The sequence below is a fragment of the Enterobacter sp. BIDMC93 genome, assembly GCF_001037805.1.
Lineage (GTDB): Bacteria > Pseudomonadota > Gammaproteobacteria > Enterobacterales > Enterobacteriaceae > Enterobacter > Enterobacter hormaechei_C.
This window is the reverse complement of record NZ_KQ089962.1, coordinates 4609750-4627966: the sequence shown is the minus strand read 5'-3', so window position 1 is coordinate 4627966 and position 18217 is coordinate 4609750. Positions and strand designations below refer to the sequence as shown.

The window sequence follows — 18217 nt, the reverse complement described above, 5'->3', positions numbered from 1 at the left end:
GGAGTTACGACGAAATCAACATTTTGTATTGCAAACGAAACTGTTACGTGTATTTTTGTGAGCTGTTTCGCGCTGTATGAGTGATATGACACTCACTTTCAACATATTATTAACATAATATTCAAATCATAGTATTCATCCCGCCGATTCTTACCTACTATCGATTAGTCCTTACACAGGGTCCGTCATTTATTTGGCGTATATAAAGGCCAGAAGAGCCTTAACAACACAGACAGGCATAAACAGGAAAATATCACATGGTAGATCAGGTCAAAGTCGCCGCCGCAGAAGAGGCGACGTCTGAACAGTCGCTACGGCGAAATCTCACGAACCGTCACATTCAGCTTATTGCCATTGGTGGAGCCATCGGCACCGGGCTGTTTATGGGCTCGGGCAAAACCATCAGTCTTGCCGGCCCGTCGATCATCTTCGTTTATATGATCATCGGTTTTATGCTCTTTTTCGTGATGCGTGCAATGGGTGAATTGCTGCTCTCGAATCTCGAATACAAATCCTTCAGCGACTTCGCGTCAGACCTGCTCGGCCCGTGGGCGGGCTATTTTACCGGCTGGACCTACTGGTTCTGCTGGGTGGTTACCGGCATGGCGGATGTTGTCGCTATTACGGCCTACGCCCAATTCTGGTTCCCCGGCCTGTCGGACTGGGTGGCTTCGCTGGCGGTGATTGTTCTGCTGCTGAGCCTGAACCTCGCCACCGTTAAAATGTTCGGTGAGATGGAGTTCTGGTTCGCGATGATCAAAATCGTCGCCATCATCGCGCTGATTGTCGTCGGGCTGGTGATGGTGCTGACGCACTTCCAGTCGCCAACCGGCGTACAGGCCTCGTTTGCCCATCTGTGGAATGACGGCGGCTGGTTCCCGAAAGGTATCAGCGGCTTCTTTGCCGGCTTCCAGATTGCGGTGTTTGCGTTTGTCGGGATTGAGCTGGTCGGTACCACGGCGGCGGAAACCAAAGATCCGGAGAAATCCCTGCCGCGCGCGATCAACTCCATTCCGCTGCGTATCATCATGTTCTACGTGTTCGCGCTGATCGTCATTATGTCCGTGACGCCATGGAGCTCGGTGGTGCCAACCAAGAGCCCGTTCGTCGAGCTGTTCGTGCTGGTGGGGCTGCCTGCTGCCGCGAGCCTGATTAACTTCGTGGTGCTGACCTCTGCGGCCTCTTCCGCGAACAGCGGCGTCTTCTCCACCAGCCGTATGCTGTTCGGCCTGGCGCAGGAGGGCGTTGCTCCGAGCGCGTTTGCCAAACTGTCTAAACGCGCGGTACCGGCGAAAGGGCTGACTTTCTCCTGCATCTGTCTGCTGGGCGGTGTGGTGATGCTCTACGTCAACCCGAGCGTAATCGGCGCGTTCACCATGATCACCACGGTGTCGGCGATCCTGTTTATGTTCGTCTGGACCATCATCCTCTGCTCGTACCTGGTGTACCGCAAGCAGCGTCCACACCTGCACGAGAAGTCGATCTACAAGATGCCGCTGGGCAAGCTGATGTGCTGGGTGTGCATGGCGTTCTTTGTCTTCGTGCTGGTGCTGCTGACGCTGGAAGAAGATACCCGACAGGCGCTGATGGTCACGCCGCTGTGGTTTATCGCGCTGGGGCTGGGCTGGCTATTTATCGGTAAGAAACGTATGGCGGGCATGCGCTAAGCATGTTGCCGGGTGGCGCTGACGCTTACCCGGCCTAGGTTCGCGGATGTTGTAGGCCCGGTAAGCGCTAGCGCCACCGGGCTTTTTTATTTACCCGATAATGCACGCGGGAACAGAACGTTATTCTCAAGACTAATGTGTTCCATCAGATCGTCGATCATCTCGTTAATGCCGTTGTACATGGCTTTCCAGGTGGTGCACGCTTCTGGCGGCGGTGTGACGTTGTTGGTGGTGTGTTTGATCACTTCCAGCAGTTCGCCGGCGTCATCATGTTCGCTTTCCATCACGCTGATGGGCCCCATGGCCTGGCTGCCCATGCCCTGTTTGATCATCGGGAAGAGGATCTGCTCCTCTTTCATCATGTGGCTGGAAAGTTCTTCGTGCAGCATGGTCAGGTATTTCGCCAGGCCGCGCGGTACGGAAGGTTTATCGGCATGAACGCGTTCAACTTTGGTCGCCTGTAAAATCAGCTCCGGCAGCTGCTCGCGGTGACGATCGTGGTAACGCACAATGATATGGTCAATGATTTCAGCCAGCGGCGCGGTGCGCCAGTCTTTGTCGACAGGCTGTTCAGCCAGCTGAGCCAGCTCCGCTTCGATAGCCTCCACATCCAGCTCTTTACGCGACGCTGCGCGCGCCAGCGTTTGCTTACCACCGCAGCAGTAATCCATATCGTATTTACGGAACAGCGCAGAAGCGCGAGGGATGGAGAGCGCCAGCTCGCCTAAGGGTTGGTCGCGGAAGGCCATAACAGTTACCTCATCATCAGGAATATAAGATGCATTTTAAATGCATCTTTAGGTGGATACTATAACCCTTTAGAGGCAAGGGTGAAAATGAGAAGGGGATCACAAAAAAAGCGTGCTTTTAACTTGCTGATTGAATGTAGAAAAGGGCTTTCGAAAGTTTTTAAAGGTGGAGAAACAGTAAACAACCTGCCGCACGTGCCGATAGATACAGGTCAGACAATACCTGTATATAAAAAAGGCAACGCATGTTTAAACGTATAAAAGTCATTACTCTTTTGATTTCGGTGCTGCTTGTGCTCGGCATCATGCAGCTGATCTCCGCTGGCATTTTCATTAACGCACTCAATAACGATAAAGAGAACTTCACCGTTTCTCAGCTTTCCAGCCAGAACGTCGCGGAGTTTACCGACGCCTGGATCAGCCTGAACCAGGCGCGCGTCACTCTCAACCGCGGCATGCTGCGCCTGCAAAGCAGCATGGCGTCGCAGATTAACGGCGGGCAGCTGAACGAGCTGGTCAATACCGCGAAAAACCTGCTGGCCGATGCCCAGACCCATTACGATAAATACTACGCGCTGCCGGAAACGCCGGGTATGGACGAGCACCTGGCCGATCGTCTGGAAGAGCAATACCGCGTCTACTCCGCCACGCTGACGCAAATGAACGTTCTGCTGGGGCAGGGCAATCTGGAAGATATGTTCAAACAAAATGCCGAACAGAAGCAGACCGCGATGCAAAAGGTTTATCGCGAGTGGCGTGAGGCGCAGGCCGCGCTGACCGCCAAAGGTATCCAGGACAATGAAAGCGACTACAAACGCATTCTGTGGATCCTTTCTGCGGTGATGCTGCTGGTGATCGCGGTGATTATTTCCAGCTGGATTGCGATGCGCCGTGTGTTGCTGCTGCCGCTGGAAGAGGTGATCAACCATATCCGCGCCATTGCCGCAGGGGATTTAACCCTGCCGATTCAGGCTGAGGGTAAAAATGAAATGGCGATCCTGGCGCGCAACGTTCAGGAGATGCAGACTGCGCTGGCCAACACGGTGGGCGTGGTGCGTGAAGGCGCTGATACCATCTACACCGGCGCGGGTGAAATCTCGGCGGGCAGCAACGATCTCTCCTCTCGTACCGAGCAACAGGCCGCTTCTCTGGAAGAGACGGCAGCCAGCATGGAACAGTTAACCGCCACCGTGAAGCAAAACGCCGATAACGCGCGTCAGGCGTCGCGTCTGGCGCTGGACGCCTCCTCCACCGCGAAGAAGGGCGGTAACGTGGTCGAGGGCGTTGTGCGCACCATGGACGAAATCGCCACCAGTTCCAGCAAAATCGCGCAAATTACTAACGTGATCGACGGCATTGCTTTCCAGACCAATATTCTGGCGCTGAACGCGGCGGTAGAAGCGGCGCGCGCGGGCGAGCAGGGACGTGGCTTCGCGGTTGTCGCGGGCGAGGTGCGTACCCTTGCGCAGCGCAGCGCGCAGGCGGCGAAAGAGATCAAAGCGCTGATCGATGATTCCGGCGAACGCGTCAACGCGGGTTCTCAGCTGGTAAATGAAGCGGGCGCGACGATGGCGGAGATCGTCAATGCGGTTACGCGCGTGACGGACATCATGGGTGAGATTGCGTCGGCCTCCGACGAACAGAGCCGCGGTATCGACCAGGTGGGTCAGGCGGTGGCGGAGATGGATCGCGTCACCCAGCAGAACGCCTCGCTGGTGGAAGAGTCTGCGGCGGCAGCGGCGGCGCTGGAAGATCAGGCTGCACGCCTGAACGACGCGGTGGCGGTGTTTAAGATCACCCGCAACCAGGCGGTGAAAGCCGCGCCGGTTAAGACCTATGCACCTAAAGCGCAGCCCCTCGCGGCGGCGTCTGAAGCGAACTGGGAAACGTTCTGATACTGTGCCGGGTGGCGCTGACGCTTACCCGGCCTACGGTTTGTAGGCCCTGCAAGCGAAGCGCCGCTGGGCGAAAAGCTCACCCCTCCGACGCCGGAACGACCATCGGTTTTTCCGGCTTCGCTCTCACCGCAATCACCACCCCAACGACCAGCAGCGCGATCCCGCAGGCCGTTAGCAGCGGCGGCACGCTCTGACGCATCAGGAAGGTATAGAGCAGCCCTGCCAGCGTCTCAAAGACAATCAGCGGCCCCAGTATCACCGTCGGCAGCTTCTGGCTGGCAATGTTCCAGCACAGCGCGCCCACCCACGAACAGAGCACGGCAATGGCGACCATTAACCCGACGAATACCCACGGGCGCGGTCCGAAGGGCAGGGTAAATGCCGGTTGCTGGCTACCCAGCCAGACACACGCGCCCACATAGCCCAGCAACGAGACAGGGAGGGTGACCAGCGCCTGCGCCGTCGCCCACATCATCGGATGTTTATCCGGGTTTTCCCGCAGCCAGCGTGCGTTGCGCAGGGCATACCAGGCCCAACAGACAACCGAGATAAACGCCAGAAAGATCCCTGAACCGTAACGCCACAAGCTGAAGTTTTCGAGGCCGTGGCGAAGCTCGGCAATATTCACGCACACCAGCCCCACGGCGATGCAGACCAGAGCGGGCGCCATTTTTGACCACGCCAGTTTGCCGTCACGCTGGCTGTAAAGCAGGTTCGCGAAAACCGGGATGACCACCGGTAGCGTGCCGATAATCATGGTCGACACCGGCGCACCGGTGCGCTGAATGGCGCTCGCCAGACAGACGTAGTAGATCAGATTACCCATCATGGTCAGCGCCAGCGCGGTGAGCCAGTCCTGGCGGCCCAGCTGACGCAGACGCGCGCGCCCCAGCCACGCCAGCGGCACGGCAATCAGCCCCAGCGCCAGGTAACGTCCGGTCGACTGCAAAATTGCCGGGTACTCCGGCACAATCAGCGGGCCGACAAAAATCAGCCCCCACATCAAACCCGCAAGCAGGGCATACAACACGCCGCTAATCATTTTTCCATCCATCTTGATTCACTTTGCGATCAGTGTAGGAGGGCAAAACGCGCGCGTATTGTATGAGGTTGCGCATTAGCGCGGCATAACCTGTTTCTGGTAGCGCACGGGCGTGATGCCGTAGCGACGGGTGAATGCGCGGGTTAAATGCGACTGATCGGTCAGCCCGGTCGCGGCGGCCACCTCGGCGGCAGGCATGCCGTGGGTGAGGAATGCTTTTGCGCGCCACAGCCGGATGGCCATCAGCATCTGGTGGGGCGTAACGTGGAAATGGGCTTTGAACTGGCGCTGAAAATGGTACGGGCTGAGCGAGACAACGTTAGCCAGCTCGTCCAGGGTCAGCGAGCGCATATAGTTGTCGTGCAGATAATCGCGAACGCGTTCGAAGCGGTGCGCGGCCTCCTGCACCACCGGCGCATGATGGGCCAGTGGCTGAAAAGTCTGAATCAAATCCAGTAGCAGCCCCTTCTGCGCCAGCGGATCGTTGGTGTGCCACAAGCCGTAAATTAACCGGCCAATCTGCTGCGAGCGCAAAGGGTCGTGGCGCGTGACGTCATTAAACCACCAGTGACGCAGGCCGGTGACCTCTTCCAGCAGGTCGGGTTCGATGTAGACCATCCGGTAGCGCCAGCCGCCTTCGGTGGCGGATTCCCCGGTGTGGATCTCGTCCGGGTTCATGGTCACGACGGATTTTTCCGCGGCAAGATGCTGGGTACCGCGATAGCGGAAGCGTTCGGCACCGGTTTCGATGGTGCCGATACCGAAGGCTTCATGAGTGTGAGGCTCAAAGGCGTAGTCAGAGATATGGGCGTGATAAAGCTCCAGGCCCGGCAGCTGCGCCAGATGGCGAAAGCGCGCGCTGTCTCTCTCATCAGTGAACTGTTCCGGTACGCCTTGCACGGTGAGCCTCCTTGTGGGTCATCGCTTCATTATCAGAGATGACCCGAGGGGATGCCACAAAAAATAACCAATTTTTAACAACTACAGGATGGCTTTGACGCTTTCCGCCAGTGATGTGGTTGGGCGGCCGATCAGTTTGCTCAGGGTACGGCTGTCGTCGAACAGGCCGCCTTTGGACGCGCCGGTGTCGGAGTCCGCCAGCATCTCCGCCAGCCCGGCAGGCAGACCAACGCCCTTCAGCGCAGCGGCGAAATCGGCTTCGCTGAGGTTCTGATACGTTACCGGCTTACCGCTCTGCTTGCTCAGTTCCGCAGCCAGTTCGCTCAGCGTCCAGGCATTATCACCCGCCAGTTCATACACCTTGCCGGCATGACCCTCTTCAGAAATCACTTTCGCTGCCGCCGCCGCGTAATCCGCACGGGTCGCAGAGGCAATTTTGCCTTCGCCTGCGGCACCCATAAATACGCCGTGTTCCAGCGCTGGCGGCGCGCTTGCCAGGTAGTTTTCGGTGTACCAGCCGTTGCGCAGCAGAGCGTAAGGCACGCCGGAGGCCGCCAGGGCATTTTCGGTTTCGACGTGCTCAACGTGCAGACCCAGCGGAGATTTGTCAGCATGCAGCAGGCTGGTATAGGCGATGAATTTCACCCCGGCGGCTTTGGCGGCGTTTATCACGTTCTGGTGCTGTACGGCACGCTGGCCCACTTCGCTGGAGGAGATGAGCAGTAGTTTATCCACGCCGTTCAGCGCGGTGGTAAATGCGGCTTCATCGGTGTAATCCGCCTGACGCACAACGACCCCTTGCTGACGCAACGCTTCGGCTTTCGCCGGGTTACGCACAATAGCCACGATCTGGCTGGCTGGAACGGTTTTCAGCAGTTCTTCAATAACGTGTTGGCCAAGCTGGCCGGTTGCGCCGGTAATCGCGATCATGATGAATCTCCTTCGTGTTTGTCTGGTGTTGTGGCACACTATCACCATAACTAACTTTTAGTAAGTACGTACAAAAAGGTAAGTATGAAAACAACAATACCAACGCTCAGCGAGCAAATGCGCGATGGCAACCTCTTTGCGGAACAGTGCCCGTCACGGGAGGTGCTCAAACACGTAACCAGCCGCTGGGGCGTGCTGATCCTGGTAGCGTTACGTCAGGGGACGCATCGCTTCAGCGATCTGCGCCGCAAGATGGGCGGCGTCAGCGAGAAGATGCTGGCTCAGTCTTTACAGGCGCTGGAACATGACGGGTTTGTCGATCGCGTGTCGTATCCGGTCGTGCCGCCGCATGTGGAGTATAGCCTGACGCCGCTGGGGCGGGAGGTAAGCGAGAAGGTGGCCGCGCTGGCCGACTGGATTGAGGTCAATACGCCGCAGGTGATGGCAAACCGGGAAGAGCGTGCGGCATGAAATGCCGGGTGGCGCTTGCGCTTACCCGGCCTACGGGATCGAGGATTGCGGGTAGGCCGGGTAAGGCGAAGCCGCCACCCGGCACAATCATCGCTACCTGCTCAAATCCACCTGATAAATCGCGAACCCAATATCATCCGTCGCGACCTTTTGCATCGGATACTGCGCCTTATCCTTGATAAACGCGGCTGCTTTATCGGACGGAGATGTCTCAAAGCGAATATCCAGCTTAGTGTCGCTGTGGATCGGCGCAAGTCGCCAGTTGTTATCCACCGCCGGATGAATTTCACCCGTCTTTTTCGACTCCGCGCTGATCCACGCCGCCAGCACCGAACGGTTCTCATCCGGCGAGGCAAAGGCGATGTGGCTGTCACCCGTACCGGCAAACTTGCCGCCATAGGCGCGGTAGTTGTTGGTCACCACCAGGAAAGTGGCATTCGGATCAATCGCTTTGCCGTTGAAGGTCAGGTTTTTGATACGTTCTGCCTGCGGATTAATGGCCTGACATTCGCCGTCATATTTCGCGGGCTGGGTAACGTCAATCTGATATTCCACGCCGTCGATCACGTCGAAGTTGTAGGTGCGGAAACCGTCCCAGTTAATCAGCGACTGCGGTTTGCTGCTGTGCGGATCGATCTGGTTGAACTGCCCGGCAGAGCACTCCAGCCACTCCTTCACCTCTTTCCCGGTAGCTTTCACCACCACGAGGGTGTTGGGATAGAGGTAGAGATCGGCGGCATTACGGAAGGTCAGTTGGCCTTTTTCCACCTCAACGTAGCTGGCCGGATCGTTCTTCCGGCCGCCCACTTTGAATGGCGCCGCGGCAGACAGTACCGGCAGATTTGCCAGATCCGGATCGCCCTGAATATAGTGCTCCGCATAGGCTTTCTGCGCCATGTTGACTACCTGCACGGTCGGGTCATCCTGTACCAGCGCGAGGAAGCTGTACATGTTATCAGCCGATTTACCGATCGGCTTGCTGACAAATTCACGCGTCGCGTCGTGGTCATGCTTCAGGACGTCGACCAGCTTTTTATCTTCCCCTGCCAGAGATTTTTTGGCCGCTGCGTCGTAGATCGGACGCGCTTCCGCTTTCGACTGCGTGACTTTCCAGCTTCCGCTGTCGTTATTCAGCACCAGATCCACCACGCCAAGGTGGTCGCCCCACATGCCCGGCATCACCGATGGCACACCGTTGAGCGTCCCTTTTTCGATGTCCGCGCCTTTGATATCAGCGAAATCTTTGCCCGGGAAGACGGCGTGGGCGTGACCAAACAGGATCGCATCCACGCCCGGCACCTGGCTGAGATAGTACACGGAGTTCTCAGCCATCACCTGATACGGGTCGGCCGAGAGGCCAGAGTGCGCCACGACGACGACCACATCCGCCCCTTTCGCCCGCATCTCCGGCACGTATTTGCGCGCGGTTTCGGTAATGTCGTTGACGGTCACTTTCCCGTCGAGGTTGGCTTTATCCCACGTCATGATCTGCGGCGGCACAAAACCGATATAGCCGATTTTCAGCGTCTGTTTTTTACCGTCCTGGTCGACAACCTCGGTCTCTTTAATCAGATAAGGGGTAAAGAGCGGCTTCTTCGTCTTAACGTCGATGATATTGGCGTTAACGTACGGGAATTTTGCCCCTGCCAGCGCGTCGTGCAGGTATTTCAGGCCGTAGTTAAATTCGTGGTTGCCCAGATTGCCAACCGCATAATCCAGGGTGTTCATCGCTTTATAGACAGGGTGGACCTCGCCTTTTTTCAGCCCCTTCGCCGCCATGTAGTCGCCGAGCGGACTGCCCTGAATTAAGTCCCCGTTATCGACCAGCACGCTGTTTTTCACTTCACCGCGGGCGGCGTTGATCAAACTTGCCGTGCGTACCAGTCCGAATTTTTCCGTAGGGGTATCTTTGTAGTAATCGAAGTCCATCATATTGCTGTGCAGATCGGTGGTTTCCAGAATACGGAGATCCACCGTCGCTGCCTGAACGCTTGCCGCAATCAGCGTTGCCAGGAGCGTTGCGCTAAACTTAATCATCTGAGGAGTCCTTTTTTCGATCCAAGCCACAAAAGAATATGTATGTAGTATTTGTTGCTTACAGAAGTGTGAATGCTGCCAGAAAAAAGGGTGCTGAAACCAGAATTGCTTCACAGATAGCGGAATTGTTCACATTACGATATAACTAAAACAATAAGTTATGCCCACTGCGTTAACGAAGAGGTGGAGAATGTTAGATAAAATTTGTCAGCTCGCACGGGATGCGGGTGATGCCATTATGCAGGTGTACGACGGTGCGAAACCGATGGATGTTGTCAGCAAAGCGGATGACTCCCCGGTGACGGCGGCGGATATCGCGGCGCATGCGGTGATCCTGAAAGGTTTGCAGGCCCTGACGCCGGATATTCCGGTCCTTTCTGAAGAAGCGCCCCAGAGCTGGGATGAACGTCAGCACTGGCAGCGTTACTGGCTTGTCGACCCGCTGGACGGCACGAAAGAGTTTATCAAGCGTAACGGTGAATTCACCGTCAACATCGCCCTGATTGAAAAAGGAAAAGCGGTGCTTGGCGTGGTTTACGCCCCGGTGATGAAGGTGATGTACAGCGCGGCGGAAGGTAAAGCCTGGAAGGAAGAGTGCGGCGTGCGTAAGCAGATCCAGGTGCGTGATGCCCGTCCTCCGCTGGTGGTGATCAGCCGCTCGCACAGTGACAGCGAGCTGGAGGAGTACCTGCAACAGCTGGGGGAACACCAGACGACGTCGATTGGCTCGTCGCTGAAGTTCTGTCTGGTGGCGGAAGGGCAGGCGCAGCTGTACCCCCGTTTCGGGCCGACGAACGTCTGGGATACGGCGGCAGGGCATGCGGTGGCGGCGGCGGCTGGCGCGCATGTGCATGACTGGCAGGGTAAGCCACTGGACTACACCCCGCGCGAGTCATTCCTGAATCCGGGCTTCCGGGTGTCACTTTACTGAGTCAGCAGCTTATGCAGCAGGGCAACCACCTGCTGCACCTCATCCTGCGTCAGCGCGCCGTCCTTAACCCACTGTACGCGACCGTTTTTATCCAGCACGACAATCGCTGAACTCTCCTCTTCCAGCTGCCACGCCTTACGCGTCATGCCATTGCTGTCGACAATAAACTGCGACCAGGGATAGAGCTTCTTATTGCTCTCAAGGCTTGAGCGCACAAACATCCCGGAGCCGGGAATCGCGTCGTCGGTGTTCACGATGGTGGTGGTCTGGTAGCGATCGTGCGGGAGTTTTGCGGCCTTGATCGCTTCCACGAGGGTAGCGTTTTTCTCTTTAGCGGATGTACGCCCGGCAATATGTTGTACAACTCTCACTTTGCCCGTAAGCTGCGCGCTATTCCAGGCTTTATAGCTAAACTTATCATTGTCGAGAATCAATTCTCCCCGGTCAGCAATCCCGACCGGCGGGACACGTTGTCCTTTTTCAATGTTGTGTGCGGAAGCCATCAGCGGCAGCAACAGGCAAGCTGCTGCCAGGAGGTTACGTAGGGTCATGGTGTTTCCTTATTGTTAGCAGGTGATCCGACCACTTGGTCATGCGCTTTTAATCATAAGTGCGATCAATAGGCTTTTCCCGCAATCCCGATGCCAGTTTGCGGGCGAACGCACATATCCATGCAAAAACGACGGCATATACTGCGCTGTATCACGCTTTGCAAAGATTATTCTGAATAATTGTAATCAAACGGTAAATAAACTTATGCACACTGGGTAAGTACGAGGTTCTGGTCTATAGTCATTGGGCATCAAAATTTGCGCTCAGGACAGTCGGGCCGATTGTGGCACCGCAAGAGCGTATGATTCGCAGGAGATACAAGAATGAAAATTTTCCAACGCTACAACCCGCTTCAGGTGGCGAAGTACGTGAAGATCCTGTTCCGTGGACGGTTGTACATCAAGGATGTTGGCGCTTTTGAGTTCGATAAGGGCAAAATCCTTATCCCAAAAGTGAAGGACAAACAGCACTTGTCTGTGATGTCCGAAGTCAACCGTCAGGTTATGCGTCTGCAAACTGAGATGGCTTAACCAACGTGCTATGCAGTAGTAGTTAAAAAGACGGCTCCCGATGGGAGCCGTTGATGTTTGTGGGGCACACAAAGGATTACGCCGACACCTTCTCTTCGGCATCCGGCAGTTTCGGCACCAGCACGGTCGGTTTGCTATCAATACGCGTTACCAGCAGCTGGTCGATGCGGTAGTTATCAATATCCACCACTTCAAACTTGAAGCCGGAGAACTTCACCGAGTCGGTACGTTTCGGGATTTTACGCAGCATAAACATCATAAAGCCGCCGATGGTCTCGTAGTTGCCGGACTGCGGGAACTCGTCAATGTCGAGTACGCGCATGACGTCTTCAATCGGCGTACCGCCATCGATGAGCCATGAATTTTCGTCACGCTGAACAATCTGCTCTTCCAGCCCCTGGCCGACCAGGTCGCCCATCAGGGTCGTCATAACGTCGTTGAGGGTGATAATGCCCACCACCAGCGCGTATTCGTTCATGATCACCGCGAAGTCTTCCCCGGCGGTTTTGAAACTTTCCAGCGCTTCGGAGAGCGTCAGGGTGTCCGGCACTATCAGGGTGTTGCGGATCTGCACGCCGCTGTTCAGCGCCAGGCTCTGGTTTGCCAGCACGCGGTTCAGCAGGTCTTTGGAGTCCACATAGCCGATGATATGGTCGATATCTTCGTTACAGACCAGGAACTTGGAGTGCGGGTGCTGCGCCACTTTGGTCTTCAGGCTCTGCTCGTCTTCATGCAGATCGAACCAGATGATGTTTTCACGGCCGGTCATGGAGGACGGCACGGTACGGGATTCCAGTTCGAAAACGTTCTCAATCAGCTCGTGCTCCTGCTTACGCAGCACGCCTGCCAGCGCCCCGGCTTCCACCACCGCATAAATATCGTCGGAGGTGATGTCGTCTTTACGCACCATCGGCAGCTTGAAGATGCGGAAAATGACGTTCGCCAGGCCGTTAAAGAACCACACCAGCGGACGGAAGACATACAGGCAGAAGCGCATCGGGTTGATGATACGCAAAGCCACAGCTTCTGGCGCAATCATACCGATGCGTTTCGGGGTCAGGTCCGCGAATAAAATGAACAAGCCGGTGACCAGGGAGAAGGAGAGGATGAAGCTCAACTGCTCGGCCAGCTCTACGGACATGTACTTAACAAAGAGGCTATAAAACGCCGGAGAAAACGCTGCATCGCCCACGATACCGCCAAGGATGGCGACCGCGTTCAGGCCAATCTGCACCACGGTAAAGAACATGCCGGGGTTTTCCTGCATTTTCAGAATGCGTGATGCGTTGATGTTGCCCTCGTCGGCAAGCAGCTTCAGTTTGATTTTACGGGAGGCAGCCAGCGAGATCTCCGATATCGAGAAAAATGCACTGACGGCAATAAGACAAAGTATTACTAAAATACTGTTTAACATAGTTTATCCGGCTTCTCGCCAGATCCTCAGAAGGGGAGTTGATACCATTCGTGTGAAGACACATTGAACTCAGCTCGTAGCGTTGAGCCGATTATTTCAGCGGTAGTATAGCGTAAAGACGTGTAAACCTGCCAGAGGTCACGTTTTCGGCAAAAAAAGCCGGACCGGCATGGGGCCGATCCGGCGGGAAGGGCTATTTCACGATAGATAAGTTTTCGCCCACAGCCAGGCGTGTGGCATCGCCGCCCCAGACCTGATCGTACTCATAGCCTGTCAGCTGTTTGATGACCACGCGGGTGCTGGCGTCGCAGTCGCGATAGTCGCCACCGAGCTTCCGACGCGCGATCTCCTTGAGCAGCACCTTATGCGTCTCGCGGGTCAGCTTAAATTTGTAGGTCGCGAAGAAGCTCACTGCCAGCAGCGCGGCGGTGGCAAAAATCATCAGGCCAATTATTGCTCCCAGCGCGCTTTCAGGCTGTGCGCCACTGCCTTTCACAAAACCGGACTCCTGCAACACCAGGCCGATAATCATAATCGCAATGGCGACGGTGCTTTTGCGGGTCAACACCATTACGCCAGCGAAAATGCCTTCCCGGCGTTGCTGCGTGACGATCTCGTCGATATCCGGAATAAAGCTATAAATATTCCACGGAATGTAATAGAGGCCGGAACGGGCTGCACCCAGCAGGATGAAGACGGCGGAGAACAGCAGCGTTGGCACCTCTGTTTTGGTGAGATAAACCGTAAACAGGAATGCCAGCACCAGGAAAATGCAGCTATACGAAAGGCGCAGTGCGGCGGAAGGGGTCATGTTCAGCCTGTTGAGTAACAGCATAAATCCGTACGTGCCCGGCACGGAGGCAAACGCCGCAATACTTAGCCAGCCGGACACTGCTGCCGCATCCTGACTGAGGCAATACACCACATAATAGGTAAAGACTGAACCAAATACGTCCATCGCGGTGAAGGAGAAAATATAAATAAGAATATGCAGGCGGAAAGCGCGAATACGAAAAGAAGAGAAGAGATCCAGCACCAGATATTTGAGGTGATTAATTACTCCGCTGCTGCGCTGGGTATCAACTTTGAAGTCATATTCCTGATGCACATCTTTTGCTTCCCAGGTGCTGTACCAGGTAATAAATACCGCGATGCAAAAGACGCAGGAAAATATCAGTCCGGTTAGCGTGTAGGTAAAGGAATTATCTTTGCCGGTAAATTGCATAATCACGCCCGGAACCGACACCGCAAGAAAACCGCCCAATTGCGAGCAGATCATCCGTACGCCTGACAGGCGGCTGCGCTCTTCATAGCGGTTGGTCATCTCCGCGGCGAGGGTTTCCCACGGCACCAGCACCATCGCTGAAAGCAGTTCGATGGAAAGATAGGTGCCCAGGTAATACCAGTAACCCATGTCCGTCAGCCACAGCAGAGCATAGAGGAACATTAAAGGAGAGCTGAGTAATAAGAAGAAACGACGACGGCCAAATTTACGCCCAAGCCAGGTATCGCCGAAATTGTCGGTGATGTAACCCATTATTGGGCTTAATACCGCGTCAATGACGCGGGCAATAGCAAATATAGAGCCGGCTTCCACGACGGATAATCCGCAATAGGTGGTGTAAAAAAATAACAGCCAGGTGCCGATAATGGCGAAAGCGCCTCCGCCAAAGAGGTCGGTTATGCCGTAGCCAAGCGCCACGCCATAACCCACTCTGCGTTCAGTTGGTTTAACCATAATAATATCCAGTGTAGGGTAGATGTAGAGGTTGTATTTTTATTGCACTGCTGGACTACACGTGACGTTCTAATTATTAATATCTATCCATTGTCTTAACTGAGATGACCGATAAAAAGCCTCCACAATCTTGAGTGATTTTCCGGCGGTACAAATATCGGTAAAATCCGTACTCTCCGGGTGATGAATAGCGTGATAAAAACGGCGGATCGCCTGCTGGTGTCCTAATCCCCAGTAACTTTTTGCGGTGCCATCGGGAGAGGCATCGCTTTCCAGGCGAAACCGTTCGCCGGGCGTTATGCGCCAGAGCGTGTTGTCGTTGAGCAGCAGTGAGCCGCGCTCGCAGTGGATCTCCAGACAGAGGGGGGAATCCGTGGTGTGGCAGTTGCTGGCATAAAACAGACCGCGCGCACCGTTGGTAAAGTGAAGCGTGGCCATCGCGCTGTCTTCCCCTTGCGTGACGTCAGCCAGTTCCCCGCTGTCGACTACCCCCTTCAGCCGCGTGACGCCACCCGCGAACCACTGCATCAGATCGAGGGTATGGATCGCCTGGTTGATTAGCAGGCTTCCGCCTTCCGTTGCCAGCTGCCCGCGCCACGGGCTTTCCGTGTAATACGCCCCCGAGCGGGACCAGGTCAGCACAGCTTTGATACTTAACATCTTTCCCAGTACGCCTTCCGCCAGCTCCTTGCGAATGCGCAGGCTGGTCGGATTGAGCCGGTTCTGGTAGCAGACGCCGAGCCTGCCGGGTGCCTGCGCGGCGGCAGAGGCAATGTCGGCAAGCTCGCTGCTGTTCATGCCCACCGGTTTTTCGCAAAAGACATGTTTCCCGGCGGCCAGCGCCGCCAGAATCATGTTTTTGTGCTCGAAGTGGGGCGTGCAGATATGCACCACGTCGATGCTGTCATCCAGCAGCATTTCCCGGTAATCCTGATAAAAGCGGCACTGATAGTTCATCGCCAGCTTCAGTCCTTTGACGCTGTCGATATCGACCAGCGCGCGCAGCGCGACATTGGGGATTTGCCTCAGGGCATTCACATGGCAACTGTGAATAGCCCCGGCACCGATAATCGCCGTGTTCAGGATGTTCATGTCGTCCCCTTAGTCAGCTGCGTTTGCGAGCATTTGTGCTTTCACGCACAGTTCGGCAGCTTTGAAAGCATGCGCCTGAGTCATGGCATTTTCGGTGCGGTGCAGGCAGTCGAGGATCAGTTCGCCAAAGTACGGGAACCCAACCTGCCCGGCCACAGGATAGCGGAACTCGCCCTCGTTATTGACGAGGTAGACGACATCCTGCTCACCCCGGGTGAGATCGACATATTTACGGATCTCGATATACCCGTCGGTACCGAGCAGCGTCAGGCGACCATCGCCCCAGGTGGAGAGCCCGTCAGGAGTGAACCAGTCACAACGGAAATAGCCGCTGGCGCCGTTTTCTCCTTTGAGCATGGCGTCGCCAAAATCTTCGAATGCGGGATACTGCGGGTGGTTAACGTTGCGCACCTGGCTGGCGACCACGGTGGCGTCGCGGTTGCCGGTATAAAACAGGAACTGCTCGATCTGGTGGCTGCCGATGTCGCACAGGATGCCGCCGAAATAGCGACGATCGTAGAACCAGTCCGGGCGGCCAGTCCCTTCCCGGTGCGGCCCCATGCCCAGGGTTTGCACCACGCGACCAATGGCGCCTTGCTGTACCAGCTGACCGGCAAAGACCGCGCTTTCCACGTGCAGACGCTCGCTGTAGTAGACCGCGTATTTTTTCCCGGTTTTCTCCACCATCGCTTTGGCGTCTGCCAGCTGTTCAAGGGTGGTGAGCGGCGCTTTGTCCGTGAAGTAGTCTTTGCCAGCCGTCATCGCCTTCAGCCCCAGCGCACAGCGTTCGGAGGGGATGGCCGCCCCGGCCACCAGGCGCACGTCGCCATCGGCGAGAATAACGTCCAGGGAATCAGCCACCTTCACCTGCGGGTACTGCTGAACAAACGTGTCCACTTTCGCCGGATCGGGATCGTAAACCCACTTCAGCGTGGCACCTGCTTCAATCAGGCCATTACACATTCCGTAGATATGGCCGTGGTCGAGCGCGGCGGCGGCAAATACAAATTCACCCGCCTGCACCACCGGCTGCGGTTTGCCCACCGGCGCGTAGTTCATTCCGTCATTCTTGTTCATGGTTACAGTCCTCGATCCAGATCTTTACCCAGAGGGATAGCGCCCACTTCGCTGAAGTTGGCGACGCTTGCGGATTTTTCATAAAAACGGGGGGCGAGGGCGTTCGTCCCGCCGGTACGGTAAAACGGATCATCGCGGCCAACAGGCAGGGAAACGACACTGCGGGTAATGGCTGATTTATACATCGCAGTAATCAGCTCCAGCGAGCGCTTACCCTGCACGCCGTCCACCAGCGGGGCCGTACCGCGCTCAATGCTCTGAAGCAGGTCGTTAATCTGCCCGGTGTGCAGAGTCCATTCGAGCCTGGGCGTCGCCTGGAAAACGGCATCAAGCAGGGCTTCTCGCTCAATATCGTTGGTCTCCTGCGGGAAGCCGTTGTCAGCACTCACGCTGGCATAAGCCTGCCATGGGGCGGAGATGCGCGCTTTATCACCCTGGATAATGATCTTCTGATCTTCCCCGTGGTGTACTACCGAGGCGGTAAGCTGGGTGAGTGCGCCGCTGGGGTATTTGAATATCGCGGCGCTAAGGTCTTCCACTTCGGCGTTGTCATGGGCCACGTTGGTCATCATCGCCACCACCTCAGACGGGAAGCCGAGCATCCACTGAATGGCGTCAATATGGTGCACCGCGTGGTTCAGCGTGCAGCCGCCCCCTTCCTTTTCCCACGTGCCGCGCCACCACAGGTCGTAGTAGCAATGTCCGCGCCACCAGAAGGAATCCACCTGCGCATGGCATATTTTTCCGGCGAGGCCGGAATCCAGCGCCGCTTTTAAGCGCCAGAAGGCATCGGTAAAGCGGTTCTGGGCAATAATGGAGAGCGTTTTTCCGCTGGCCTGCTGGGCGGCGATCATCGCATCACACTCCTCCAGCGAGGCGGCCATCGGTTTTTCACACAGCACATGGCAGCCGGCATGAAGCGCATCAATGCTGATCTCCGCATGGACATAGGGCGGGGTGCAGACGTCAACGATATCGATGGGAAGCGCATCCTCCAGCAACTGCCGGTGGCTGGCGTACACGCGGGCGTCCGTCAGGCCGTAACGCGCTTTTTTCTCTTCCGCTTTCTCGGGATAGATATCAACCAGCGCAACGATCCGGCAGCGCTGTCCAAACTGCAAATAACCCTGAATATGGTTATGGGAGATATTTCCTGTTCCCACAATGGCGACATTTAACATCGATTTTC

16 protein-coding genes are annotated in these 18217 nt (G+C 56.1%); 5 read left to right on the top strand and 11 right to left on the bottom strand.

The window, feature by feature from the left end; genetic code table 11:
- Positions 1-257: 257 nt before the first annotated feature.
- Positions 258-1667 (top strand): D-serine/D-alanine/glycine transporter, encoded by a 1410-nt coding sequence (gene cycA, locus SK58_RS21585; RefSeq protein ID WP_015572483.1) that lies wholly within the window; start codon positions 258-260, stop codon positions 1665-1667.
- Positions 1668-1753: 86 nt separating this feature from the next.
- Here cycA and ytfE read toward each other — a convergent pair whose 3' ends face one another.
- Entirely contained in the window at positions 1754-2416 is a 663-nt protein-coding gene (gene ytfE / locus SK58_RS21580) for an iron-sulfur cluster repair protein YtfE (RefSeq protein ID WP_015572484.1), read from the bottom strand.
- A gap of 245 nt (positions 2417-2661) precedes the next feature.
- On the opposite strand from ytfE, the gene SK58_RS21575 reads away from it, so the two are divergent.
- A complete protein-coding gene (locus SK58_RS21575; RefSeq protein ID WP_048220415.1) occupies positions 2662-4311 on the top strand; it encodes a methyl-accepting chemotaxis protein in 1650 nt (549 codons plus the stop codon).
- A 79-nt stretch (positions 4312-4390) separates the two neighbouring features.
- Here SK58_RS21575 and SK58_RS21570 read toward each other — a convergent pair whose 3' ends face one another.
- From SK58_RS21570 to SK58_RS21560, 3 genes are all read right to left on the bottom strand, one after another.
- Positions 4391-5356, bottom strand: coding sequence for a DMT family transporter (locus SK58_RS21570; RefSeq protein ID WP_017383939.1), 966 nt, complete (start codon positions 5354-5356; stop codon positions 4391-4393).
- Positions 5357-5431: 75 nt separating this feature from the next.
- Positions 5432-6256: an AraC family transcriptional regulator gene (locus SK58_RS21565; protein ID WP_017694662.1), complete on the bottom strand. Its 825-nt coding sequence runs from the start codon at positions 6254-6256 to the stop codon at positions 5432-5434.
- 81 nt (positions 6257-6337) lie between these two features.
- Entirely contained in the window at positions 6338-7186 is an 849-nt protein-coding gene (locus tag SK58_RS21560; RefSeq protein ID WP_017383937.1) for an SDR family oxidoreductase, read from the bottom strand.
- Between the two features lie 84 nt (positions 7187-7270).
- Here SK58_RS21560 and SK58_RS21555 point away from each other — a divergent pair, with 84 nt between their 5' ends.
- Entirely contained in the window at positions 7271-7657 is a 387-nt protein-coding gene (locus tag SK58_RS21555) for a winged helix-turn-helix transcriptional regulator (RefSeq protein ID WP_032671494.1), read from the top strand.
- A 93-nt stretch (positions 7658-7750) separates the two neighbouring features.
- Here the strand turns inward: SK58_RS21555 and SK58_RS21550 are convergent, their stop codons facing one another.
- Positions 7751-9694, bottom strand: a complete 1944-nt coding sequence (locus SK58_RS21550) for a bifunctional 2',3'-cyclic-nucleotide 2'-phosphodiesterase/3'-nucleotidase (RefSeq protein ID WP_048220414.1) — start codon at positions 9692-9694, stop codon at positions 7751-7753.
- Positions 9695-9884: 190 nt separating this feature from the next.
- Here SK58_RS21550 and cysQ point away from each other — a divergent pair, with 190 nt between their 5' ends.
- A complete protein-coding gene (cysQ, locus tag SK58_RS21545) occupies positions 9885-10625 on the top strand; it encodes a 3'(2'),5'-bisphosphate nucleotidase CysQ (RefSeq protein WP_015572488.1) in 741 nt (246 codons plus the stop codon).
- Here the strand turns inward: cysQ and SK58_RS21540 are convergent.
- On the bottom strand, positions 10619-11176 hold the full coding sequence (locus SK58_RS21540; protein WP_048220413.1) for a YtfJ family protein: 558 nt from the start codon (positions 11174-11176) through the stop codon (positions 10619-10621). The two genes, cysQ and SK58_RS21540, sit on opposite strands and share 7 nt — an antisense overlap.
- 324 nt (positions 11177-11500) lie before the next feature.
- Between SK58_RS21540 and SK58_RS21535 the strand changes: the two genes are divergently transcribed.
- Positions 11501-11707 (top strand): DUF1107 domain-containing protein, encoded by a 207-nt coding sequence (locus tag SK58_RS21535; protein ID WP_003856054.1) that lies wholly within the window; start codon positions 11501-11503, stop codon positions 11705-11707.
- Between the two features lie 76 nt (positions 11708-11783).
- Here SK58_RS21535 and SK58_RS21530 read toward each other — a convergent pair whose 3' ends face one another.
- The 5 genes from SK58_RS21530 to SK58_RS21510 all read right to left on the bottom strand — a co-directional run bounded on the left by SK58_RS21530 (position 11784) and on the right by SK58_RS21510 (position 18209).
- The gene (locus SK58_RS21530; RefSeq protein ID WP_006810357.1) at positions 11784-13121 is read right to left on the bottom strand and encodes a polyamine export protein PaeA; all 1338 of its coding nucleotides are present in this window, start codon (positions 13119-13121) and stop codon (positions 11784-11786) included.
- Positions 13122-13314: 193 nt separating this feature from the next.
- Positions 13315-14859, bottom strand: coding sequence for an MFS transporter (locus SK58_RS21525; protein WP_032652309.1), 1545 nt, complete (start codon positions 14857-14859; stop codon positions 13315-13317).
- Positions 14860-14928: 69 nt separating this feature from the next.
- Entirely contained in the window at positions 14929-15951 is a 1023-nt protein-coding gene (locus SK58_RS21520) for a Gfo/Idh/MocA family protein (protein ID WP_032103138.1), read from the bottom strand.
- Positions 15952-15960: 9 nt separating this feature from the next.
- Complete coding sequence (locus SK58_RS21515; RefSeq protein WP_017383930.1) at positions 15961-17028, bottom strand: Gfo/Idh/MocA family protein; 1068 nt, start codon at positions 17026-17028, stop codon at positions 15961-15963.
- A 2-nt stretch (positions 17029-17030) separates the two neighbouring features.
- Positions 17031-18209, bottom strand: coding sequence for a Gfo/Idh/MocA family protein (locus SK58_RS21510; RefSeq protein ID WP_017383929.1), 1179 nt, complete (start codon positions 18207-18209; stop codon positions 17031-17033).
- Positions 18210-18217: the final 8 nt, after the last annotated feature.